The sequence below is a fragment of the Streptomyces rishiriensis genome, assembly GCF_003112535.1.
Lineage (GTDB): Bacteria > Actinomycetota > Actinomycetes > Streptomycetales > Streptomycetaceae > Streptomyces > Streptomyces rishiriensis.
The window spans coordinates 1-23,284 of record NZ_BEWA01000024.1 but is presented as its reverse complement, the minus strand read 5'-3'; the positions used below and the strand labels follow the sequence as shown (position 1 = coordinate 23,284).

The window sequence follows — 23,284 nt, the reverse complement described above, 5'->3', positions numbered from 1 at the left end:
GGGTGAGACTGGCTGCCATGACAGTTGACGCTCTGACGGACGTAGCCGGAGTGCGGGTGGGCCACGCGACGCGGACCGGCGACGGGTGGCTCACCGGCGCCACGGTCGTCCTCGCGCCCGAGGGGGGCGCCGTGGCCGCGGTGGACGTGCGCGGCGGCGGTCCCGGCACCAAGGAGACCGACGCCCTCGATCCGCGCAACCTGGTGCAGAAGGTCGAGGCGATCGTGCTGACGGGCGGCAGCGCGTACGGACTCGACGCCGCGTCCGGGGTGATGGCCTGGCTGGAGGAACGAGGACGCGGGGTCCGCGTCGGCCCGGCCCCGGCGCACGTCGTGCCGGTGGTGCCGGCCGCCTGCGTCTTCGATCTGGGCCGCGGCGGCGACTTCCGGGCCCGTCCGGACGCGGCCACCGGTCTGGCGGCCGTTGCGGCGGCCGCGGCGAGCGAGCCCGGGGCGCGGGTGCCGCAGGGGTGCGTCGGTGCCGGGACGGGCGCGGTGGTCGGGCCGCTGAAGGGCGGTGTGGGCACCGCGTCCGTCGTCCTCGGCTCGGGGATCACCGTGGCCGCGCTGGTGGTGGCGAACGCCGTGGGATCGGTGCTGGACCCGGAGACGGGGGCATTGTACGGGGAGTTGTTCCAGGGGCGCGTGACGTATCCGGATCCCCAGGTGCACGAGTCCGCGCGTCGGCGGCTCGCCGAGAGCGCGGCGAGGAACGCGCCCCCGCCGCTGAACACCACTCTCGCGGTGGTCGCCACCGACGCGGGCCTGTCCAAGGCCCAGGCGCAGAAGCTGGCGGGCACGGCGCATGACGGGATCGCACGCGCCGTGCGTCCGGTGCACATGCTGAACGACGGAGACACCGTCTTCTCGCTGGCGACGGGCGCGCGGGAACTCGCCCACGGCAACCCGCTCGCCCTGAACGACGTCCTGGCGGCGGGCGCGGACATGGTGACCCGCGCGATCGTCCGAGCCGTGCGCGCCGCCGACCCCGTGAACGGCGCGGGCGGCGCCTGGCCGTCGTACGAGGAGCTGTACGGCACCGGCTGACTATGGGGACGGACGTCAGCGGGAAACGGGCCTGACGGAGGCCGACGTCCGCGGGGAAGGGGCCCGTCCGAGACGGACGTCGGCGGGGAGCGGATCCCCGGCACGGACGGCGTCGGCGGGGAGGGCGTCGGGTGCGTCGCCGATCCGGCGGTAGGCGCAGGTGGGCGGGTGATCGGGTGGCTCGGGGCCGGGCCGGGCGGGTCATTGTCCCGGTTCTGTCACGTGGTCGTGCCAACGGCGCCCGCGGGGGAACCCCGGCGGTCGCCGTGGCCCTCCTCCTCCACGTACTGGAGCGGATCACTCACCTCACACGAAACCGGAGCAGCCCGTGACGACGGCGGACAAGACAGTGCGGCGCGCGGTAGGAGCATGTGCCGTCCTGGTGGTCGGCGCCCTGACCCTGACCGCCTGCGGGGGCAGTGCCAACGCCGAGGGCGGCGACGCCAAGGGCGGCAAGAGCGACGGGAGCGGCGTGAAGACGTCCACCGCCAAGATCGTCATCTCGGCGAAGGACGGCTCGACGGGCGCGTCGATCAACCAGACCGGTGTGAAGGTGAGCGACGGCAGGCTCGCCGAGGTGAAGATGACGGTGTCCGGGTCGGGGCAGGCCGTCGAGGGCGCCCTGTCGGCCGACGGCAGCAGCTGGAAGCCGAAGGAGCAGCTGGAGCGCGGCACCAAGTACCAGATATCGGCGACCGCGAAGGACGCGGACGGCAAGACCGCGGCCGCCAACGCGATCTTCACGACGGTCTCCTCGTCGAACAGCTTCATCGGCACGTACACGCCGGACAACGGCACGACGGTCGGCGTCGGCATGCCGGTGTCGTTCACCTTCGACAAGACCATCGCCGACAAGAAGGCCGTGCAGTCGCACATCACCGTCACCTCCAGCAGCGGCCAGCAGGTGGTCGGCCACTGGTTCGGCGCGCAGCGGCTCGACTTCCGGCCCCAGGAGTACTGGAAGGCCGGCTCCAAGGTCACGATGAAGATCGACCTGGACGGGGTCGAGGGCGCGAACGGCGTCTACGGGGTGCAGAGGAAGACGGTCGACTTCACCATCGGGCGCTCGCAGGTCTCCACGGTCGACGCGAACACGCAGACCATGACGGTGGTGCGGGACGGGCAGACCCTGAAGACCACCCCGATCTCCACGGGCGACCCCGAGCACACCACCTACAACGGCCAGATGGTGATCTCCGAGAAGTTCACACAGACGCGCATGAACAGCCGGACGGTCAACCTGGGCGCCGAGTACGACATCCCGGACGTGCCGCACGCGATGCGCCTGACCACGTCCGGCACCTTCCTCCACGGCAACTACTGGTACAACAAGGGCAACCCGCCCTTCGGCCGCACCGGCACCAGCCACGGCTGCGTGGGACTCGCCGACGTCCAGGGCGCGCAGGGCGACACGCCTGCCAAGTGGTTCTACGACAACTCGCTGATCGGCGACGTGGTGATCGTCAAGAACTCCCCCGACAAGACGGTGGCCCCGGACAACGGACTCAACGGCTGGAACATGTCGTGGGCGGAGTGGACCGCCGGAGGCGGCGCGTGACCGCCGCCGCGAGCACCCCGTTCACCACGGGCAACGGGAGCCGCGCACGCAACGGGAGCGCCCCGCGCATCGGGCGCACCAGGAGCGCCGTGAGCGCGGGAAGTGCCGTCTGACCGGCGGTTTCTGAGCGCATGTCGGGCCGTGCGGGAACCATCCGCGCGGCCCCGGCGTTTTCTCCGACGTACGTTTTCTCGGTTCGTGGACACGATGTCCGACCGAGGGGCTACGGTATGCACCCACAAGGTGACATGCAGCAACGCCGGGAGAAACCTTGAGCGTTCCGTACGAGACGACAGCGTACGAACCAGCCGAGTCGCCCGAGTCTCCGGAGGAGCACCTCGCGCGACTGCTCGGTCGCGCCCTGAACTCGTTCGAGCTGCCCGACGAGGCCCTGCGGCGGCTCGACTGCGCGCTGGCCCACGACAGCTCCCTGCACTCCGCGCACCACAGCGCGGGCCTGCACCGGGAGACCTACCGACACACCTGGCTGCTGGCCGACGGCTGCGCGCTCACGCTGTGGGAGCTGGTGCACAACACCGCGCCGGGCAGCGAGCCCCAGCACGAGGTGTACGTGGACGAGGAGGAGCTGCGCGCCGCTACGGCCCGGCTGCCGCTGCCGTCCGAGGCGCCGGACTTCGAACTGCCCGTGCTGGTGCAGCTCTCGCCGGTCCCGGCGCCCCGCCATGTGTACGTGCCGGACGACTCGGCGGACCACGCGCGCCGGCTGCTGCGCCGCGCGGAGAACCCCGACCGGCCGGACGCGGACACGACGGCGCTGCTGAGGTCCGCGTTCGCGCACCAGATCACGCAGGCCTTCGGACGTCCCTGCCGTGCGGGCCGGATCGGCCTGGGCTACTCGCTCTACGAGCACGCGTTCCTGCTGCGCGACGGCCGGGAGGTGTCCCTGTGGGAGGTCGAGCACACGGCGACGCCCGACGGGCGGCACATGTGCGAGGTGTACGCGTCCGAGGCCGCGGCCCGGGACGCGATGGAGCGCCGGGCGGCACAGGTCTCCTGAGCCGCGTGCGCCGCCCGATCGGCGGCCGGGGTCGGCGGCCTGGACCGGCACCGGGGTAGGCGGCCTGGACCGGCACCGGGTGGGCGGCCTCGGCGCCGGGGTCAGCCGCCGGGATCAGCGGCCGTCGCCGAGTCGGCGCACCAGGCCCGCGAAAGCGTCCTCCTCCGCCGTGGTCAGCTCGACGGTCTCCCGGCGGGGACCGGCCGCCTGCTGCTGGCGCGGGAGCGCGGGAAGCGCGGGGAGCGTCGGCATCGCGGGGCGGACGGGAAACGCGTGGAGCGCCGCGTGAGCCTCGGCGCGGGCGCGCATACGGCGCAGGACCCGGGTCAGGACGAGCAGCCAGGCGACGGACGCCACGGCGAGAACGGTCAGAGCCGTCAGCTGGGCGGGCGTGAGATGCACGGGCATACCGCCCAGTACACACCACAGTCCGGGACTTTGACCCCGGACCGTGATGTATCTCGCAGGCCACGCAGATCGGCCGATATGCCCAACGAGCCGCGCTGCACAGCCGACCCGGCCGGCCCCGGCGGCACAGCCGGGCAGCCGGCTCAGGCGGGTGGGGGGGGGCCGGAGGCCGGTACAGGCGGGCAAGCGGCATCGGCGGGCGGGCAGTCGGCACGGCCAGGAAGACGGCACTGACGGGCAAGCAGACGGGCAGGCAGGCGAGCACGCGGGCAAGCCGCCCGGCCGCTCAGCCGCCCAGGCGCGAGGCGACCGGGCGGCCAGGCGACCGGGCGGCGAGGTGGGTGGGCGGCGAGGCGACCGGGCGGCGAGGCGACCGGGCGGCGAGGCGACCGGGCGGCGAGGTGGGTGGTGGACGAGCGGGTGGTGGACGAGGGGGGTGGTGGCGAGGCGAACGGTCGGCGGGGTGGCTAGGCGGCGACCGGCTGCTTCGTCTCCTGCGCGCTCGTGGTCCCGGTCGCGCCTTCCGCCGACCCGGGCCGCACGGTGCCGGGGGCGGGCTTGCGCATGCCCTTGAGGACGACGACCAGGGCCGTCGTCACGCACACGCCCGCCGCGACGGCGACCAGGTACAGGAACGGGTTTCCGATCAGCGGGACCACGAAGATGCCGCCGTGCGGGGCGCGCAGCGTGGCGCCGAAGGTCATCGACAGCGCGCCGGTGACCGCGCCGCCCGCCATCGAGGCGGGGATCACGCGCAGCGGGTCGGCCGCGGCGAACGGGATCGCACCCTCGGAGATGAAGGACGCGCCCAGCACCCAGGCGGCCTTGCCGTTCTCACGCTCGGTCGGCGTGAAGAGCTTGCCGCGGACCGTGGTGGCCAGCGCCATCGCGAGCGGCGGGACCATGCCGGCCGCCATGACCGCGGCCATGATCTTCATGGCGGAGTCGCCCGGGTTGGAGACCGCGATGCCGGCCGTGGCGAAGGTGTACGCGACCTTGTTGACGGGGCCGCCGAGGTCGAAGCACATCATCAGGCCGAGCAGGGCGCCGAGCAGGACGGCGTTGGACCCGGAGAGGCCGTTCAGCCAGTCGGTCATGCCCTTCTGGGCGGAGGCGATGGGCTTGCCGACCACCACGAACATCAGGAAGCCGACGATCGCCGAGGAGATCAGCGGGATCACCACCACCGGCATGATGCCGCGCACCGGCGCAGGGATCCGCACCTTCTGGATGGCCATCACCACGCCACCGGCGAGCAGACCGGCGACCAGACCGCCGAGGAAGCCCGCGTTGATGGTGGACGCGATCATGCCGCCCACGAAGCCGGGGACCAGGCCCGGCCGGTCCGCCATGCCGTAGGCGATGTACCCCGCGAGGACCGGGACGAGGAAGCCGAACGCCACGGCGCCGATCTGGAACAGCAGGGCGGCCCAGCTGTCCGTCTGGGTCCACACGAAGTGGTCCATGACCGAGGGCGCGGACTTGATCTCGTATCCGCCGATCGCGAAGCCGAGGGCGATCAGCAGACCGCCCGCCGCGACGAACGGGACCATGTAACTCACGCCGGACATCAGCCACTTGCGCAGCTTGGTGCCGTAGCCCTCGCCGGACTCGCCGGCGCGCTCGACCGGCGTGCCCGCGCCCGAGGGGGAGCCCGAGGTCACCTCGCCGCGCTCCGCCTTCCCGCGCACCTCGCCGATCAGCTCGGCGGGCCGGTTGATGCCCGCCTTCACGCCGACGTCCACGGTGGGCTTGCCGGCGAAGCGGTCCTTGTCGCGGACGGGGACGTCGTGGGCGAAGATCACGCCGTCCGCGGCGGCGACGACGGCCGGGTCGAGCCGGGTGAAGCCGGCCGACCCCTGCGTCTCGACGACCAGTTCGACGCCCGCCTCGCGGCCCGCCTTCTCCAGGGACTCGGCCGCCATGTAGGTGTGCGCGATGCCGGTCGGACAGGAGGTGACGGCCACGATCCGGAAGGGGCGCGCGGTCTCGGGAGCGGAGGCGGGGGCCGTGTCGGCGTCGGCGGAGGCCGCCGCCGACGCCGACACGGAGTCTTCGGAGTCTGAGCCCGCGGAACCGGAGCCTGCGGAACCGGCTCCGGCAGGACCGGGGCTTGCGGAATCGCCCTCGGCCCCGGTGGACGGGGTCTCGGAAGCGGGGCTCTCGGGGGCGGGGCTCTCCGGGGCGGGGGGCTCGTCGCCGCGGATCAGTGCGGCCGCCGTGGCCGGGTCGCCGGCCGACCGGAGCGCGTCGGTGAAGTCGGCGTTCATCAACTGACGGGCCAGCGACGACAGGATCGTCAGATGGGCGTCGTCCGCTCCGGCGGGGGCGGCGATGAGGAAGACCAGGTCGGCCGGGCCGTCCGCCGCGCCGAAGTCGATGCCGGCGGCGCTGCGCCCGAAGGCGAGCGTCGGCTCGGTGACATGGGCGCTCCGGCAGTGCGGGATGCCGATGCCGCCGTCGAGTCCGGTGGGCATCTGCGCCTCGCGGGCGGCCACGTCGGCGAGGAAGCCCTCCAGGTCGGTCACCCGGCCCAGGGCCGCCATGCGCTCGGCGAGGGATCGCGCCGCCGCTTCCTTCGTTGAGGCGGACAGGTCGAGATCGACCAGGTCCGCGGTGATCATGTCGCTCATCGCGGGCTCCTTCGCACGCGTATCGCCCGGGGTGTGGGGTGGTGGGCGGGGGTGGGGGTGGGGACGGGGGGTCGGGTGGGGACGGGGAGTCGGAGGGAGGCAGGAGGCCCGGTGGGTGGGGAGGGTGGGGAGGGTGGGGCGGAGGCGGGGCCGGGGAAGCCCCGCCTCCCTGGGGTCACAGGCGGGTTCGGGTCCCGTTTCCCCTGGTCGGCAGGGCGGCTCAGGGTGCCCTGCTGCCCGTAGGGGGCGACGGTCGCCGAAGCGCCTCGCCGCTGTCGGGCCGCCGGTCCGCCGAGCGGCGCGGGCCGTGCGGAGGTCGCCCTCATGACACCGGCTCCTGGAGTGCGCGGTCCACCGGCACGTCGGCCGTCACCGTCACCGCCGCCGGGTCCAGGTCGTCCGGGGTGGGCATCACGCTGCCGGGCAGCTGGACGGCGGCCGCGCCGTGCGCCACGGCCGAGGCGAGCGCCGCCGGGCCGCTGCCGCCGGCGATGAGGAACCCGGCGAGGGAGGAGTCGCCCGCGCCCACGTTGCTGCGCACGGCGTCGACCCGCGCGCTCCCGAACCAGGTGCCCGTGTCCTCGACCAGCAGCTGACCGTCGGCGCCCAGACTCGCGAGCACCGCGCGGGCGCCCATTCCCCGCAGTTCCTCGGCCGCCTTCACCGCGTCGCCCACGGTGGCGAGGGGGCGTCCGACGGCCTCCGCGAGCTCTTCGGCGTTCGGCTTCACCACGTCGGGCCGCTCGCGCAGGGCTTCGAGGAGCGCCCGCCCGGACGTGTCCAGGGCGATCCGCGCGCCCCCCGCGTGCGCCCGGGCGACCACCTCGGCGTACCAGGACGGCGCGAGCCCGCGGGGCAGGCTGCCGCAGCAGGCGATCCAGTCGGCGCCGCGCGACTGCTCGCGCACCGTCTCCAGCAGGAGTTCCTGCTCCTCGGCGGACAGCTCGGGACCAGGCGCGTTGATCTTCGTCAGGACACCGTCGGACTCCGCGAGCGCGATGTTCGAGCGGGTGGCTCCGGCGACCGGGACCGGCGCTACCTCGATGCCCTGCGCGGCCAGCAGATCGGCGACGAGTGCGCCCGGCGCACCGCCCAGGGGCAGGACGGCGACCGTGCGCCGCCCGGCGGCGGCCGCGGCGCGCGAGACGTTCACGCCCTTGCCTCCCGGGTCCATCCGTTCGCCGGTGGCGCGGATGACCTCGCCGCGGTCCAGGGAGGGGACCTCGTAGGTGCGGTCCAGGGAGGGGTTGGGGGTGACGGTGAGGATCACGCCCCCGGTGCTCGGGCCGGTGCCGCTCATGCTCGTACCACTTCCGTGCCGCCGCGCTCGATCGCGGCCGCGTCGTCGGGGCTCAATGCGCTGTCGGTGATCAGCAGATCCACGTCGCTCAGGTCGGCGAAACGGGCGAAGTGCTCCTGGCCGTACTTGGCGGAGTCGGCGAGCAGGACGACCCGGCGGGCCGCGGCGACGGCCGCCCGCTTGACCGCTGCCTCGGCGAGGTCGGGAGTGGTCAGCCCGTGCTCGGCGGAGAAGCCGTTGGCGGCGAGGAACAGGACGTCGGCCCGGATCTCGCCGTACGCGCGCAGCGCCCAGGCGTCCACGGCGGCGCGCGTACGGTGACGCACGCGCCCTCCAATGAGATGGAGCTGCATGCCCGGGTGATCCGCGAGGCGGGCCGCGATGGGCAGGCTGTGGGTGACGACGGTGAGCTCGGCCTCCAGCGGGAGGGCGGCGGCCAGTCGCGCGACCGTCGTGCCGGCGTCCAGGATCATCGTGCCCTCGGAGGGCAGTTCCGTCAGGGCCGCCTTGGCGATGCGGTCCTTCTCGTCGGCCGAGGTGCCCTCGCGTTCGGCGAGGTCCGGTTCGAAGTCGAGGCGACCGGCCGGAATGGCCCCGCCATGCACGCGGCGCACCAGGCCGGCCCGGTCGAGGGCCTTCAGATCGCGGCGGATCGTCTCCGCCGTGACCTGGAACTCCTCGGCCAGCGACAGGACGTCCACCCGTCCGCCGTCACGGGCGAGCCGCAGGATCTCCTGCTGCCGCTCCGGTGCGTACATGTCCGTTCCCTTCCGGCCGATGTCAGGTTTATGCCCGAACTTGTGGTTTCGCCACGGAGGCTACGCCCGGATTTCCGGAAAGTAAACAGGTTCGGGCTCGATTCGGGCATGAACGGACTTCGGTGCGGGTCCGCGCGCCGGTGGAAGACATGCACCGCGGAGAAGCGCAAAGGGCCCGCCACCGTTGCGGTGACGGACCCTCGACGGGACTCGGAGCTCCGGGACTCCCGCCCGCAAGCTCCGGACCTCAAGAGGCCAAGAGGCCAAGAGGTCAGTAGGTCAGGAGGTCAGTAGGTCAGTAGGTCAGGAGGTCAGGAGGTCAGGACCTGAGGAGCTCAGGAGCTCAGACGGCGAACTCGCGTTCGCGTTCCTCGGCGGGGGCGTCCTCCGGGGCCTCCGCGCCACCCTCCACGTGCTGCGCGGACCGCTTCGGCAGGGCGAACATCACCAGGAAGATCGCGAACATCACCAGGGCCACCCAGCCCAGGGCGTACTGGAAGGCGTTCACGAAGGCCGGGCCCACCTCGGACGCGGTCAGCCGGTCGCCGATCCGACCGAAGAAGACGACCGCGACGAGTCCCAGACCGAGCGCGTTGCCCATCTGCTGAACGGTGTTGATGAGCCCGGACGCCGACCCGGCGTGCTCGCGCGGCACCTCCGACAGCACCGCGTCGGTCAGCGGGGCGAAGATCAGCCCCATGCCGGCGCCCATGACGACCAGCGGCAGCGCCATCTGCCAGGGAGCGATGCCCAGCCCGTAGCGCTCGGACTCCCAGATGTAGAGGAGCACGCCGACGGCCATGGTCAGGGCGCCCGCCTGAAGCACCTTGCGCCCGAAGCGCGGGACCAGCTTCTGCACGGACATCCCCGCGGCCGTCGAGACGGCGACCGAGAAGGGCACACCGGTCAGACCTGCCTTCATCGGGCTCCAGCCCAGGCCCGTCTGCATGTACAGCGTCCAGACCAGGAAGAACACGCCGAGAGCGATCCCGAAGACGGTCTGCACGGCGACCCCCGCCGCGAAGCTGCGCACCCGGAAGAGGGAGAGCTCGACCAGCGGCGAGCCGTCCCGCGCGCCCTTGCGCCGCTCGTACGCGACCAGCGCTCCGAAGACGCCGAGCGCGCCGACCATCGACGCATACCCCCACACCGGCCAGCCCAGCTCGCGACCGCGGGTGAGCGGGTAGAGCAGCATGAGCAGACCGAGGGTGACCAGGACGACGCCGACGACGTCCAGCTTCAGTGCCTTCGGCGCCTTCGACTCGGTGATGAAACGGCTGCCGAGGATCAGTCCCGCGATACCGACGGGCAGGTTGATCAGGAAGATCGGCCGCCACTCCAGCCCGAACAGGTTCCACTCCGTCAGCAGCGCGCCGAGCAGCGGGCCCGAGACGGCGCCCAGCCCCACGATCGCGCCGAACAGCCCGAACACCTTGCCCCGTTCGTGCGCCGGGAAGGTGGCGTGCACGATCGACAGCACCTGCGGGACCATCATCGCCGCCATGCCGCCCTGCAGAATCCGCGAGGCGACCAGCATCTCGGGGTTGGCGGCGAAGCCGCACAGCGCGGAGGCGAGGGTGAAGCCGCCGATCCCGAGCAGGAACAGCCGCTTGCGCCCGTGGATGTCGCCGAGCCGGCCGCCGGTGATGAGTCCGGCGGCGAAGGCGAGCGCGTAACCAGCGGTGATCCACTGGATCTGACTCCAGGAGGCGCCCGCGTCCTGCCGTATGGAGGGGATCGCGATGTTGACGATCGTGACGTCGACGAGGTCCATGAAGGCCGCGGTCATCACGATGGCGAGCGCGAACCAGCGACGCCGGTCGCCCGGGGGCGGCTCAGGGGACGTCTCGAAGGCGGGCGGTGTCTCGGTTGAGGTCTCCGTGGAGGTCATGGTGTGACAGTAGGACCGCAGTAGGTCAGATCGTGTCCTACTCGTACGGCATCCTCGGATGCATGACGACGGACACTCCGGCTCGGCTGCTGCAGCTCCTCTCCCTCCTCCAGACGCCCCGCGAATGGCCCGGCGGCGAGCTCGCCGACCGCCTCGGGGTGTCCCGCCGCACGGTCCGGCGCGACATCGACCGACTGCGTGAACTGGGATATCCCGTACAGGCGACCATGGGCTCGGACGGCGGGTACCGGCTGGTCGCGGGCAAGGCGATGCCGCCCCTCGTGCTCGACGACGAGGAAGCCGTCGCCATCGCCGTCGGACTGCGGGCCGGGGCCGGACACGCGCTGGAGGGCGTCGACGAGGCGTCGGTGCGGGCGCTGGCCAAGCTGGAGCAGGTACTGCCGGCCAGGCTGCGCCACCGCGTCTCCACCCTCCAGGCTGCCACCAGCCCGCTGACCAGCGGGGACGGCGCGAGCATCGCACCCGAGACGCTGACCGTCATGGCGTCCACGGTGGCCGGCCAGGAGCGGCTTCGGTTCGCCTACCGCGCCAAGGACGGCACGGAGTCGCGCCGTCTGACCGAGCCCTACCGGCTCGTGTCGACGGGCCGGCGGTGGTACCTCGTCGCGTACGACCTCGACCGCCAGGACTGGCGGACGTTCCGGGTCGACCGGGTCCGGGACCCGTTCGCGACCGGCGCGCGCTTCGCTCCGCGCGAGCTGCCGACGGGGAGCGCGGCGGAGTACCTCCGGCGGTCCATCCACGGTCGCGCGGACGCCCGCACCTACGAGTACGACGTCACGTTCGAGGCGCCGGCCGAACTCGTCGCGGCCCGCCTGCCGTCCTGGCTGGGAACACCGACCCCGGACCATGCGCACGACGGCGACCAGAACGGAAGCGGCACCGGCAACAGCAACAGCAACAGCAACAGCGAGACGCGCGAGAGGGGTTGCCGACTGCGTGGGTCGACCAGCGATCCGGTGGAGTGGGTGGCGGTCCGACTCGCGATGCTCGGCTACGAGTTCTCGGTCCGGGAGCCCCGCGAACTGATCGACTGCGCCAGGGAGTTGGGCGGCCGGCTGGAACGGGCGGCGGCCACGAAGGGTGGAAGCGGAGGAGAGGGCGACCGATCGAGGGGGTGAGGCCGAGGAAGGCCCGCACGGCCTGCGGACCCGCCCGAGCCGAAGGGCCGATCAGGCCGAAGGGCCGATCAGGCCGAAGGGCCGATCAGGCCGTGCAACGGCCTGCCCCGCTCGGCGGATCTCACCTGCCTGGCTGACCTGCCTGCCTGGCCAGTCCTGTGTGCCCCGCCTACTCCGTCTGTCCCGCCTGCCCCGACGTCCAGGAAAAGTCCCGCAGGGCTCGCAGGTTGCCCAGGGCCGACTCGGCCGGGCCCTGCGGACCGGTGGGCGAGGTGTCCGTCACCGCCCAGCTCTCGACGGCGACCCGGACGGCGGCACCCGCCACCGCCGCTGCGAAGCGCTCGTACGGCGAGGTGGCGACAGCTGGGTCTGGCGAGGCGGCGGCAGCCGGATCCACGGTGGTCGAGCCAGGGGTGACCAGGTCAGCGGTGGCCGAGCCGAGAGCGGCCGGGTCCTGGGCGTCCGGCCGATGCGTGGGGCTGCTCGTCGCCGTGGTTGCGGCCCGCGCCCGTTCCGCCAGCACCTCCGTGAGGGTGGCCTCCGAGGTGTGACACACCTCGGCCCAGACCTTCCCCAGGGCCGGACTCGCCATGGCCAGCCGGATCAGGGTGCGCACCCACTCCCAGGACGCCGCCGACACCCCCTGGCCGGGCACGAGCGTGTGACGCACCGCGTGTTCGAGGGCCTCCGGCACGGTCAGCCCGGCCGGGGCATCGCGCACCGCCTCCGCCCAGCGCTGGGCGCCCGCCGCATAGAGAGGGGCGACGGCTTATTCCTTGGTGGCGAAGTACCGGTAGAAGGTGCGCGGGGCGATTCCCGCCGCCTGTGCGATGTCCTCGGCCCGGGTGGCCTTCAGGCCCCTGCTGACGAAAAGGCCGGCCGCCGCCCGGGCGATCTCCATCCGGGTCGCCGCTTTGCGCCGCTCGGTCAGCGAAGTCGCGGCGGAGCGAGAGGTCGAGCTGATCACTCCGGCAGGCTATGCCCATGTGGCACAATCTGCCATTCGGGCGGGCCACCCCGTGGTTCAGGTACGGGGTGCCCCGCCTTCTCGACGTGCCCGCGCACCCGCCGTCACGCCCGACGGCCGTGTGCGCCCGCAATTGCCACCGAATCCGCACCATTGTCCACTCTGGACGCGGCCACCTCCCCCACGCCGTCCCCCACGCCGTCGTCCTCTGCCCCACGCCCTCGCCCGGTGTATCGGGGACGAAAAGGAACCGGGCTCCGGCGCCTGGGGGGAGAGGCGCCGAAGCCCGGCTCTCGGAGAGTCCCGGCGCCGGGGGGATGTGCGGCGGGACTTGGCTCATGGGACTTCGCTCATGGGCTCGGCTCGTGAGGCCCGGCTCATGCAGGGTGGAGATCTCGGGTTGGGCTGCAGGGTCCGGCCGATCCGAACTCCCGTGCCCAAAAGTCTTTTTCCCGCGCTTCACCGATTGAAGCGGCGTTCCCACGCCATGTTTGCGCGCTTTCTCAAACCGGCGCACGCGGGCGGAAAGCCAGCACCACGCAACGCCCCAGGCCCACCAGCGCCACGGGAGGCCGCACAGGACGGGGCTGCGGAAGGCCCCCGCAGGGCGCCCTCTCCCCCGGCCGAGCAGCACCTCCCCAGCCGCCTGGCCGGGGTCTCGCCCTACACGCACGGCCGGGGTCTTGCACCGCACGCCCGGCCGCGGCGCAGCCGGCCTCGCACCACGCTTCCGCACGGCGTCGCACCGCGCGTCCGCTCCGCCGGGCGTCACCCGCCCGGCTCGCGGAGCGCCATCGGTTACGCCGCCGCCTCGAAGCCCGTGTCGCGGGCCAGCTTCTTCAGTTCCAGCAGGGCGTGCTTCTCGATCTGACGGATGCGTTCCCTCGTCAGGCCGTGCTCCTTGCCGACCTCGGTCAGGGTGCGCTCGCGACCGTCGTCGATGCCGTACCGCATCTTGATGATGGAGGCCGTGCGCGGGTCCAGACGCTCGATCAGGCCGTCCAGCTCCTCGCTGCGCAGCAGCGTCATGACCGACTGCTCCGGCGAGACCGCGGAGGTGTCCTCCAGCAGGTCGCCGAACTGCGTCTCGCCCTCGTCGTCGACCGCCATGTTGAGCGAGACCGGGTCACGGGCCCAGTCCAGGACGTCCGTGACGCGCTCCGGTGTCGAGCCCAGCTCGGCGGCGATCTCGGCGGGCTCCGGGTCGCGGCCGTTCTCCCGGTTGAACTCGCGCTGCACGCGCCGGATCCGGCCGAGTTCCTCCACCAGGTGGACGGGCAGGCGGATCGTGCGCGACTGGTCCGCTATGGAGCGGGTGATGGCCTGGCGGATCCACCAGGTCGCGTACGTGGAGAACTTGAAGCCCTTGCGGTAGTCGAACTTCTCGACCGCGCGCACCAGGCCGGCGTTGCCCTCCTGGATCAGGTCGAGCAGGGGCAGACCGCTGCGGGGGTAGCGCCGGGCCACCGCGACGACCAGGCGCAGGTTGGAACGGATGAAGACGTCCTTGGCCCGCTCGCTCTCGGCGACCAGGGCCTCGAGCTCCTCGCGGGAGGCGTCCGCCTTGGACTCCTCATCACCGTCGAGGACCTGTTGCGCGAAGACACCCGCCTCGATGATCTGGGACAACTCGACCTCCTTGGCGGCGTCGAGCAGCGGTGTACGCGCGATCTCGTCGAGATACATGCCGACCAGGTCGCGGTCGGCGATCTCGCCGCCATGGGCGCGAACACTGCGGGCCGCGCTGCTCGTCTCGCCAGTGGCGGACTTGCGGCGGGCGACGGCACGGGTTGCCATGCGTGCTCCCTTGCGATGGTGGTTCAGCGGGTGGCCCTTCAGACGCCCGGCACTGACGGAACTCTGGACTCTTCTCGGGTGCCCTGCATCCGATGGAAACAACGACTGGAATCAGGACAGAATTCCCAACCCGCGCCCCGAATTTTCTGATCATGCAGTACCCTGTCCGACCACCTGGGGAGGCGTGATGCCGTCGGAACGTACAGAGGTGCAGGTCAGGCTGGGAGTCGAGGCCGATCTCGACGCGCTCACGAGCCTCTACAACCACTACGTACGTGAGACGGCCATCACATTTGACACGGTGGCCTTCACGGCGGAAGAGCGACGTCCTTGGCTGCTCTCCCACCCTGAAGACGGGCCCTACCGCCTGATGGTTGCCACGGAATCGGACTCACAGGACATCCCGGGGACCTCACAGGAAATCCTGGGTTACGCCACATCCAGCCCCTACCGGCCGAAGGCGGCCTACTCCACCTCGGTGGAGGTGACGGTCTACGTCGCCCCACACGCGGGCGGGCGCGGCATCGGCACGCTGCTCTACGAGGCGCTCTTCGCGGCACTGGCCGGCGAGGACCTGCACCGCGCCTACGCGGGCATCGCGCAGCCGAACGAAGCGTCCGCGCGACTGCACGAACGCTTCGGTTCCGGCCCGTGGGCACGTACCGCGAGGTGGGCCGCAAGTTCGGCCGCTACTGGGACGTGGCCTGGTACGAGAAGGAGCTGTAGCTCCCGTCGGGGGCTGTGGCTCCCGGCGCCGGGACGGTCAGCAGCTCCCGTCGGCCGGACCGTCAGCCGAACTGCACCGACCGCTTGGCCATCCCCAGCCAGAAGCCGTCGATGACGGACCTCTGGGCGTCCAGTTCGCCGGACACCTCCGCCGCTCCCATGGTCACGAAGAGCGGGGCGAAGTGCTCGGTACGCGGGTGGGCGTACCGCCCGGCCGGCGCCTTGCGGAGGAAGTCCAGCAGGCCGTCCCAGTCACGGGCCTCCAGGGCGCGCCGTCCCCAGTCGTCGAACTCGGACGACCAGGTGGGCACTCCCCCGCCCGTGTGCCGCAGGGCGGCCAGGTTGTGGGTGAAGAACCCTGAGCCGACGATGAGGACGCCCTCGTCGCGGAGCGGCGCGAGCTTGCGGCCGATCTCCATCAGCTTCACGGGGTCGAGGGTCGGCATGGAGACCTGCAGGACCGGGATGTCGGCGGCCGGGAACATCTCGACGAGCGGGACGTAGGCGCCGTGATCGAGGCCGCGGTCGGGGATGTCCTGTACGGGAGTGCCCGGGGCGCGCAGCAGCTTGCGCACGCTCGCGGCGAGCTCGGGTGCGCCGGGGGCGTCGTACTTCACCGTGTAGTAGTGCTCGGGGAAGCCCCAGAAGTCGTAGACCAGGGGGACCGGGTCGACGGCGCCGAGGGCGAGCGGGGCCTCCTCCCAGTGGGCGGAGACCATGAGGATCGCCTTGGGCCGGGGCAGCTCGGCCGACCAGGCCGCGAGTTCGCCGGGCCAGATCGGGTCGTCGGCGAGCGGCGGGGCGCCATGGCTGAGGTAGAGCGCGGGCATGCGCTCCTGGGTTGCGGCGGACATGACGGCTGCTCCTTCCGGGACCTCGGCCCCTGACTACGGGAACTGCGATCCACTCCTGGCGTTCCGGTTCCCTGCGCTCCGGGCCCGGCGTTGCGGGTTCCCGGCGCTCCGGGCGTTCCCGGCACACCCACACAGTTGATTGAAATCTAAAACGTCAACGTCAAGGAGCATATTCCCAGTTGGTTTAAATTTCAAGGAGCAGACGTCTACAGTGGAGGGATGAAGACGGCATCCGCATCCGCTGAAGAGCCCCGCTGGCTCAGCGCCGAGGAGCAGCTCATCTGGCGCTCCTACGTCCACGCCACCACCCTGCTGGAGGACCACATGGACCGCCAGCTCCAGCGGGACGCGGGCATGCCGCACGTCTACTACGGCCTCCTGGTCAAGCTCGCCGAGTGCCCCCAGCGGCGGCTGCGGATGACCGAGCTGGCCATGCACGCGAAGATCACCCGCTCCCGCCTCTCGCACGCCGTCGCCCGGCTGGAGAAGAACGGCTGGGTGCGCCGGGAGGACTGCCCCTCCGACAAGCGCGGCCAGTTCGCCGTGCTGACCGACCAGGGCCTGGAGATGCTCCAGCGCGCCGCGCCGGGCCACGTGGCCGTCGTCCGCAAGGCCGTGTTCGACCGCCTCAGCCCGGAACAGCTGAAGTCCCTCGGCGAGATCATGCAGATCGTCGCCGAGGGACTTCAGCCCGACGAAGCGGGTGCGGACCTGCCCTGGCTGCGCTGAGCGTGCCGCCGCCCGTGCCGTCAGTACGGTTCCGGGTTCTCCGAAAGGCCCTGCCGGGGGAGGCCACGCGGGTTGTGGGACCTCCCCCGGCGGGCCGGGGTCGTACGGGTCAGTGCACCATCACCGGGACCGCGTCCTCGGCGTTCTCCGCCCCCGAGCCCGCGACCGCGCCCATGTCCGGCTTGCCGGCGTTGACGAAGGTCAGGGCGATCGTGGCGGCCGCGACCAGGATGCCGACGGCGAACCAGATGGCGCTCGTGTAGCCGTGCACCATGCCCTCCAGCTGCACCAGCTGCTGCTGCGGCTTGGAAGCGGCGCCCGTCATGTGGTCCTTGATGTACGACGTCGTCGCGGACGCGGCGATCGTGTTCAGCAGAGCGGTGCCGATCGCGCCGCCCACCTGCTGCGAGGTGTTGACCATCGCGGAGGCGACACCGGCGTCCCGAGGCTCGACGCCCTGAGTGGCCAGCGACATCGCCGGCATGAACGCCGTGCCCATGCCCAGGCCGAGCAGCAGCATCGCCGGCAGCAGCACGGCCGCGTACGAGGAGCCGATCTCCAGGCGGGTCAGGATCAGCATGCCGAGCGCGGCGACCAGGAAGCCCGGGCCCATCAGCAGCCGGGGCGCCACCCGGGTCATCAGACGGGTGCCGATCTGGGTGGAGCCGGTGATCATGCCCGCGATCATCGGGAGGAAGGCGAAGCCGGTCTTGACCGGGGAGTAGCCCTTCACGATCTGCAGGTAGTACGTGAGGAACAGGAACAGGCCGAACATCGAGATGATCGCGAGGCCGAGGGAGAGGTAGATGCCGCCGCGGTTGCGCTCGGTGATCACGCGCAGGGGCAGCAGCGGGGCCTTGACCTTGGACTCGACGAGGACGAAGGCGGCCAGCAGGACGGCCGACGCGACGAACATGCCGACGGTCACGGAGTCGCTCCAGCCCTCGGACTCGGCGCGGGTGAAGCCGTAGACCAGGGAGACCAGGCCCAGGGTCGACAGGATGACGCCCGGGATGTCGAGAGCGGAACGGTTGCGGCCGCCCTCGGGCTCACGGATGACGAAGTAGGCGCCGGCCGCGGCGATGATCGCGAACGGGATGTTCACGAAGAACGTCCAGCGCCAGTCCAGGTACTCGGTGAGGAAGCCGCCGAGGATCAGGCCTACGGCGCCGCCGCCGCCGGCGATCGCGCCGTAGATGCCGAAGGCCTTGGCGCGCTCCTTGGCGTCCGTGAACATCACGGCGAGCAGGGAGAGGGCGGCGGGCGCGAGCAGTGCGCCGAACGCGCCCTGGAGCGCGCGGGCGCCGAACATCATCGCCTCGTTGGCGGCCGCGCCGCCGAGCGCGGAGGCCGCGGCGAAGCCGCCGAGGCCGACGACGAAGGCGCGCTTGCGTCCCCACAGGTCGGCTATCCGGCCGCCGAAGAGCAGCAGACCGCCGAAGGCGAGGGCGTAGGCGGTGACGATCCACTGCCGGTTGCCGTCGGAGATGCCCAGGTCCACCTGGGCGGAGGGCATCGCGATGTTCACGATGGTGGCGTCGAGGACGACCATCAGCTGGGCGAGGGCGATGAAGGCCAGCGCCTTCCAGCGGTTGGCGTCCGGGACGCCTGCCCTGCCGGGGGCCGCGGCCTTCTGGACTGTTTCAGACATGGAGATACCCGCTTCGGTACTTCGTGACGGAAAAACGGAGAAACTACAGAGAGCTACAGAGAGCTCTGGAGAACTACGGAAAGCTACAGAGAACTGCGAAAGACGACGGAAGGCGGCAGAAGGAGGCAGAAGGCGGCGAAAGGCTGCCCGAGGCGATGGAATCCGTGACGCGGAGGCATGACGGACGACGACAGGACGGCGGCGGGGCGGCGGCTCGTCGTCGCTGACGGCCGATGCACGCGACGTGTGTCTTGACTGCTGCGGTACTGCGAACTAATCGCTCAAGGACCAGCCGCTCAGGACTGGCGCAGGTCCTCCATGGTCACGGCGGCTCCCGGGAGCACGGAGGGGGCCGGGGCCCGAAGTCCGTCCAGGAACAGCTGCAGGTGGCGGTGGACGAAACGGTCGACGCTCAGGCAGGCGGTGCCGGCCGGGGGCCGGCTGAGCTGGGCCACCACGATCATCAGGTCCCCCACGCCGACGTCGGGCCTGAGCTGCCCGGACGCCTTCGCACGGTCCATGATCTCCTCGATGATCCGCTCGACGCGTTCGCGGGCGGCCTCGAGGTCGGGGTGGTGCTCGTCGAACGTGCTGGAGACCATCGGGCACAGCGCGCTGATCCGCTCGTCGGCGGTCGCGTGCACGAATCGCTCCAGCGCCCCGAACGCGTCGCCGGTCTCGGCGAGGGCGGCCTGTCCGGCATGGACCGTGCGGTCCAGCACCGAGCAGACGACCTCGCGGACCAGCGCGTCCCGGTCGGGGAAGTTGCGGTACACCGTGGCGTTGCCGACGCCGGCCCGGCGGGCGATCTCGTCGAGCGGCACCTCGGGGCCGAACTCGGTGAACATCTCGCGGGCGGCGGTGACGATCCGCTCCCGGTTGCGCAGGGCGTCGGCGCGGGGCCGGGTCGCCTTGCGCTCTGCGGGAATCGCGGTCGCGGTCTGCACGGCGTACTCCTGACTGAGGCTCTGAGCCCGACTCGCCGGGCATCCGACCAAGACTGATCCGGCCGACGACGAGTCCGACTCGGGACTGAGATGCGATCCGGGGAGCGAGTCCCCGTTTCACTCGGACACATGGCTAAACGGGGAAGGCGTCCCCGGTTATTTCCCGGATCCAGAACTTTCTTGCTGTGACCTGGGTCACATCAGTTCGGGCGGACGGTACACCGCCGAAACGGGGCGCACACCCAGCGGATCCGCAGCGCCTTCGCGGTGGATCCGCAGCGCCTTCGCGGCGGATCCCCAGCGCCTTCGCGGTGGATCCGCAGCGCCTTCGCGGCGGCCGCCTTCGCCCCGGCCGCCCGCTGCGACCTGCGAACCCGCCCACTCCGACCTGCGAAACCGCCCGTTGCGACCCGGGAGACCGGCCGCCCTCCCGCTCGCCGCTCACACGCCCGCCGAGGCCTGGCGACGCATCCCGGCACCCCGTACCGGCCGGTAATCCACGATCGGTCTCCTCCAGCGCGCGTCCCCGGGCCGTCCGGCAGAGGGTGATCGAAAGGGTGCAGCCGGTGACCGGTGGCTGCCTGGAGCGAAAGGCCCCTGCATGCAGCCGCAGCACGTGCGCGCCGCCCGGGACACCCTGAGCCGCCGGATACGCCCGCGTCGCGTCGCCGCCTTCGCCTCGGTCACCGTCCTCACTCTGGCGGTCAGCACCTCGGCGGGCACCGGCCATCGTCCGCCGGTCCCCGGGTCGGCGACGGCCGGTGCGGGACCCGTGGCACTGGCCCGCTCCTCCGCCCTCGCCCCCTGCATGATCAACCCCGGCCCGGCCGTCCAGATGTCCGAAGGCCTGCCCACGCCGGGCGGCTACTCCCGCTCCACCGGCACCGTCCGTGCCCTCACCCTGATGATCGACTTCTCGGACGCGCCCGGCCGGGGCAGCGCGCTCAGCCGCTACCACGAGTTCTTCCCGCAGACCGAGGAATGGTTCCGCACGGCCTCCTACGGCCGCCTCGACTACCGCGCCGAGACCCCGATCCGGCACTGGCTGCGCATGCCCAAGCCGTTTCACGCGTACGGCATAGAACGCGGCGCGCCCTTCGATCCCGGCTACCGCGAGCTCGTCCAGGACATGGTGACCGCCGCCGACCCGACGGTCGACTTCCGCGCGTACGACCTCCTGAACGTGCTGGTCACCCCCAACGCCGGCCCCTCCGCGCTGGACACGGTCCTGTCGGTGACGTTCGCCGGCAACGTGGAGGCGCCGGTCGCCGACGGGGTCCCGGTGGCGAACGCGTCCTTCGTCTACTCACGCCAGGACGACGGCTCGGGCTCCTATGACCACACCGGCTACCGGGTCCTCCCGCACGAGAACGGCCACGTCTTCGGCCTGCCCGACCTCTACACCCAGGAGGGCGGGGGCGCCGTCGGCCACTGGGACATCATGAGCGAGGACTGGGGGGCCAACAACGACCTGCTCGGCTGGCACAAGTGGAAACTGGGCTGGCTGGACGCCACCCAGATCTCCTGCGCGGCGACGCCGGGCACCAGGGAGTACACCCTGACCCCCCTCGCGCGCGCGGGCGGCCCGAAACTGGTCTTCGTCCCCGTCGGCGACCGCACCGGCTACGCCGTCGAACTGCGCACCCGCGGCGGCAACGACGAGAACGTCTGCCGGCCCGGCGTCCTCATCTACAAGGTCGACGGCGGCGTCGACACCGGCATGGGACCGGTGACCGTCTACGACTCCCGTACGGACAGCGGCGGTTGCACCCGCAGCCCCAACGTCCACGCGGAACTCTCCGACGCCCCCTTCACCCCGGGCGAGACGTTCAAGGACCCCAAGCGCGGCATCCGCATCACGGTCGACGCGGCGGACCCGCAGGGGAACTACCGGGTACGGGTGACGCGCAAGTAACGCAGACGGCACCCCCTCGGCCTCCCGCTCTCCCCTATCCCGCTCTCCCGTCCGCCGGGCCGCCCGGCCGCTGGGCCGCCGCCCGTGGACCCCGGCTGCCGACCGCCGCCCGGCCCACCCCGGCGGCGCCCCGTTACGGTGTCCACGAGATCCATGCGGTCACGAGGTCCACGAGGTCACGAGGTCCATGCGGTCACGAGGTCCACGAGGTCACGAGGTCCACGAGGTCACGACGGGGAGCACAAGCCGCCCATGCCACTGCCCGACTCCACCCCGACGCCCCCTGCCGAGGCCGTAGCCCCGTTGATGCGCGGCGTCGCCGTACTGCACCGCCTCACCGAGGCGAACGGCGTGCTGAGTCTGAGCGCACTCGAACGGGCCACCGGCCTGGCGCGCTCCACCGTGGACCGGATCGTCGCCACCCTCGCCCGCATGGGATACGTCCGCCTGGACGGCCGGAACGCCACGCTGACGCCCCGCGTGATGGAGCTGGGCAACGCCTACCTGGCCGCCCTGCGTCTGCCCGCCCTGCTGTCCGGCCGGGCGGACGCGCTGGCCGACGAACTCGACGAGTCCGTGTCCCTGGCGGTCGCCGACGGCGACGGCATCCGCTTCGTCCACCAGGCGACCCGGCGCCGCGCGATGTCCCTGAGCTTCCGCATCGGCGACCTGCTCCCGGCCGAACGCACCGCGCCCGGCCCGCTGTTCGCGACGGAGTGGACGCCCGAGGAGTGGGCGGCCTGGCGCACCCGCCGTCAACAGGACCCGCACAACCGGGACTTCCCCGCGGTCCCGCCCGTCGTCCGGCAACCGCCGGCCGGCACAGCGGCCTCCGACGACTTCGAGCGGAGGACGACGGGCGCCGCCTCCCCGGACTACGCCCTGGACGACCAGCTGATCGAACCGGGCCTGGTGGCCGTCTCCGTCCCCGTACGGGATCCCCGCACCGGCCGGATCGCGTGCGTGGCGAGCGTCGTCAGCCACACCAGCCGCCACACGGCGGCCGACCTGCGCGACACACTGCTGCCCAGGCTGCGGACGGCCGTCGCGACGATGGAGGAGGACCTGCGCCAGGCGCCGCCCCCCGAATCCGGCCCGTCACGCACCGGTCTGGCGGTCTGGACGGGAGCGTCGAAGCAGGAGCTGGGCCGCGAGTTCGTCGAGTCCCTGGCCCGCGGCCTGACCGTCCTGACGGCGTTCGGCGAGGGCAGAGCGGAACTGACCCTGACGGAGGTCGCGAAGGCGACCGGTCTGGCGCGGGCGACGGCCCGCCGCGCACTGATCACCTACGAGCACCTGGGCCTGGTGACTGCGGCCGGCGGCGCAGGCGAGGGACCCGCCCACCGCGCCTTCGCCCTCACCCCCCGCGTCCTCTCCCTCGGCTTCCCGCCCCTCTCCCGCACCTCCCTCCCCTGGATCGCGGTTCCGCACCTGCGGACGCTGACGGACGCCGTCCAGGAGACGACGGCACTGGCCGTCCTGACCGAGTCGGGCGACGAGATCCAGTACACGGCCCGGGTGCCCGCGAGCCACGTCATGAGCGTGGACGTACGACCAGGCACGCGGCTCCCGGCCGACAGAACAGCGGCAGGCCGCCTACTGCTGGAGGGAACCCCGGCCACCTACACCTTGACGGACGAGGAACTGGAGCAGGGCGTGCGGGCGATCGCGGTCCCGATCCGCGACCGGACGGGCCGGGTGATCGCCGCCCTGAACGCGGCCACCCATGTCGCCCGCCGCACGACCGAGGAGTGCGTCCGCGACATACTCCCCGCCCTGAGATCAACCGCCTCCCACATCGAGGCAGACCTCCACACAGCATCCCGCTTCACCCGCGTCCCCCTGACCTGACCCCACACCCCCACACCCCGGATCCGGTACGCTGACGCCAGTGACCCACGGGGCCACCACCCCGCCTTCGTAGCTCAGGGGATAGAGCACCGC

Annotated in this window: 16 protein-coding genes and 2 pseudogenes; 8 read left to right on the top strand and 10 right to left on the bottom strand. The window is 72.0% G+C overall.

Annotation, left to right across the window (positions count from 1 at the left end):
* Positions 1-17: 17 nt before the first annotated feature.
* From Sri02f_RS34210 to Sri02f_RS34200, 3 genes are all read left to right on the top strand, one after another.
* Positions 18-1,046, top strand: coding sequence for a P1 family peptidase (locus tag Sri02f_RS34210; RefSeq protein WP_109005224.1), 1,029 nt, complete (start codon positions 18-20; stop codon positions 1,044-1,046).
* Positions 1,047-1,374: 328 nt separating this feature from the next.
* The gene (locus Sri02f_RS34205; protein WP_109005223.1) at positions 1,375-2,604 is read left to right on the top strand and encodes a L,D-transpeptidase; all 1,230 of its coding nucleotides are present in this window, start codon (positions 1,375-1,377) and stop codon (positions 2,602-2,604) included.
* A gap of 271 nt (positions 2,605-2,875) precedes the next feature.
* Positions 2,876-3,622 carry a DUF6227 family protein gene (locus Sri02f_RS34200; protein WP_109005222.1) on the top strand — a complete coding sequence of 249 codons (747 nt, stop codon included), beginning with the start codon at positions 2,876-2,878 and terminating at the stop codon, positions 3,620-3,622.
* A 114-nt stretch (positions 3,623-3,736) separates the two neighbouring features.
* Here the strand turns inward: Sri02f_RS34200 and Sri02f_RS34195 are convergent, their stop codons facing one another.
* The 5 genes from Sri02f_RS34195 to Sri02f_RS34175 form a co-directional block, all read right to left on the bottom strand.
* The gene (locus Sri02f_RS34195; RefSeq protein ID WP_109005221.1) at positions 3,737-4,030 is read right to left on the bottom strand and encodes a hypothetical protein; all 294 of its coding nucleotides are present in this window, start codon (positions 4,028-4,030) and stop codon (positions 3,737-3,739) included.
* A 467-nt stretch (positions 4,031-4,497) separates the two neighbouring features.
* Positions 4,498-6,663 (bottom strand): PTS fructose transporter subunit IIABC, encoded by a 2,166-nt coding sequence (locus Sri02f_RS34190; protein WP_109005220.1) that lies wholly within the window; start codon positions 6,661-6,663, stop codon positions 4,498-4,500.
* Positions 6,664-6,985: 322 nt separating this feature from the next.
* On the bottom strand, positions 6,986-7,933 hold the full coding sequence (gene pfkB, locus Sri02f_RS34185) for a 1-phosphofructokinase (protein ID WP_109005308.1): 948 nt from the start codon (positions 7,931-7,933) through the stop codon (positions 6,986-6,988).
* Between the two features lie 26 nt (positions 7,934-7,959).
* Positions 7,960-8,721, bottom strand: coding sequence for a DeoR/GlpR family DNA-binding transcription regulator (locus tag Sri02f_RS34180; RefSeq protein WP_109005219.1), 762 nt, complete (start codon positions 8,719-8,721; stop codon positions 7,960-7,962).
* 343 nt (positions 8,722-9,064) lie between these two features.
* Positions 9,065-10,612: an MFS transporter gene (locus tag Sri02f_RS34175; RefSeq protein ID WP_174855765.1), complete on the bottom strand. Its 1,548-nt coding sequence runs from the start codon at positions 10,610-10,612 to the stop codon at positions 9,065-9,067.
* Positions 10,613-10,674: 62 nt separating this feature from the next.
* Between Sri02f_RS34175 and Sri02f_RS34170 the strand changes: the two genes are divergently transcribed.
* Positions 10,675-11,754, top strand: a complete 1,080-nt coding sequence (locus Sri02f_RS34170) for a helix-turn-helix transcriptional regulator (protein WP_109005218.1) — start codon at positions 10,675-10,677, stop codon at positions 11,752-11,754.
* A 169-nt stretch (positions 11,755-11,923) separates the two neighbouring features.
* Here Sri02f_RS34170 and Sri02f_RS34165 read toward each other — a convergent pair.
* Positions 11,924-12,655 (bottom strand): annotated as a pseudogene (locus tag Sri02f_RS34165) (TetR/AcrR family transcriptional regulator).
* 864 nt (positions 12,656-13,519) lie between these two features.
* Positions 13,520-14,518, bottom strand: a complete 999-nt coding sequence (locus tag Sri02f_RS34160; RefSeq protein WP_109005217.1) for a sigma-70 family RNA polymerase sigma factor — start codon at positions 14,516-14,518, stop codon at positions 13,520-13,522.
* 187 nt (positions 14,519-14,705) lie between these two features.
* On the opposite strand from Sri02f_RS34160, the pseudogene Sri02f_RS34155 reads away from it, so the two are divergent.
* Positions 14,706-15,244, top strand: a pseudogene (locus Sri02f_RS34155) (GNAT family N-acetyltransferase).
* A 62-nt stretch (positions 15,245-15,306) separates the two neighbouring features.
* On the opposite strand, the gene Sri02f_RS34150 reads toward Sri02f_RS34155, so the two are convergent.
* Positions 15,307-16,098 carry a dioxygenase family protein gene (locus Sri02f_RS34150; protein ID WP_109005216.1) on the bottom strand — a complete coding sequence of 264 codons (792 nt, stop codon included), beginning with the start codon at positions 16,096-16,098 and terminating at the stop codon, positions 15,307-15,309.
* Between the two features lie 219 nt (positions 16,099-16,317).
* Between Sri02f_RS34150 and Sri02f_RS34145 the strand changes: the two genes are divergently transcribed.
* The gene (locus Sri02f_RS34145; protein WP_109005215.1) at positions 16,318-16,827 is read left to right on the top strand and encodes a MarR family winged helix-turn-helix transcriptional regulator; all 510 of its coding nucleotides are present in this window, start codon (positions 16,318-16,320) and stop codon (positions 16,825-16,827) included.
* Between the two features lie 109 nt (positions 16,828-16,936).
* Here the strand turns inward: Sri02f_RS34145 and Sri02f_RS34140 are convergent, their stop codons facing one another.
* Both Sri02f_RS34140 and Sri02f_RS34135 read right to left on the bottom strand, forming a co-directional pair.
* The gene (locus Sri02f_RS34140) at positions 16,937-18,478 is read right to left on the bottom strand and encodes an MFS transporter (RefSeq protein WP_109005214.1); all 1,542 of its coding nucleotides are present in this window, start codon (positions 18,476-18,478) and stop codon (positions 16,937-16,939) included.
* A 296-nt stretch (positions 18,479-18,774) separates the two neighbouring features.
* Positions 18,775-19,425 carry a TetR/AcrR family transcriptional regulator gene (locus tag Sri02f_RS34135; protein ID WP_109005213.1) on the bottom strand — a complete coding sequence of 217 codons (651 nt, stop codon included), beginning with the start codon at positions 19,423-19,425 and terminating at the stop codon, positions 18,775-18,777.
* Positions 19,426-20,026: 601 nt separating this feature from the next.
* Between Sri02f_RS34135 and Sri02f_RS34125 the strand changes: the two genes are divergently transcribed.
* Both Sri02f_RS34125 and Sri02f_RS34120 read left to right on the top strand, forming a co-directional pair.
* The gene (locus Sri02f_RS34125) at positions 20,027-21,340 is read left to right on the top strand and encodes a M6 family metalloprotease domain-containing protein (RefSeq protein WP_109005211.1); all 1,314 of its coding nucleotides are present in this window, start codon (positions 20,027-20,029) and stop codon (positions 21,338-21,340) included.
* A 252-nt stretch (positions 21,341-21,592) separates the two neighbouring features.
* On the top strand, positions 21,593-23,191 hold the full coding sequence (locus Sri02f_RS34120; protein ID WP_109005210.1) for an IclR family transcriptional regulator domain-containing protein: 1,599 nt from the start codon (positions 21,593-21,595) through the stop codon (positions 23,189-23,191).
* Positions 23,192-23,284 lie beyond the last annotated feature (93 nt).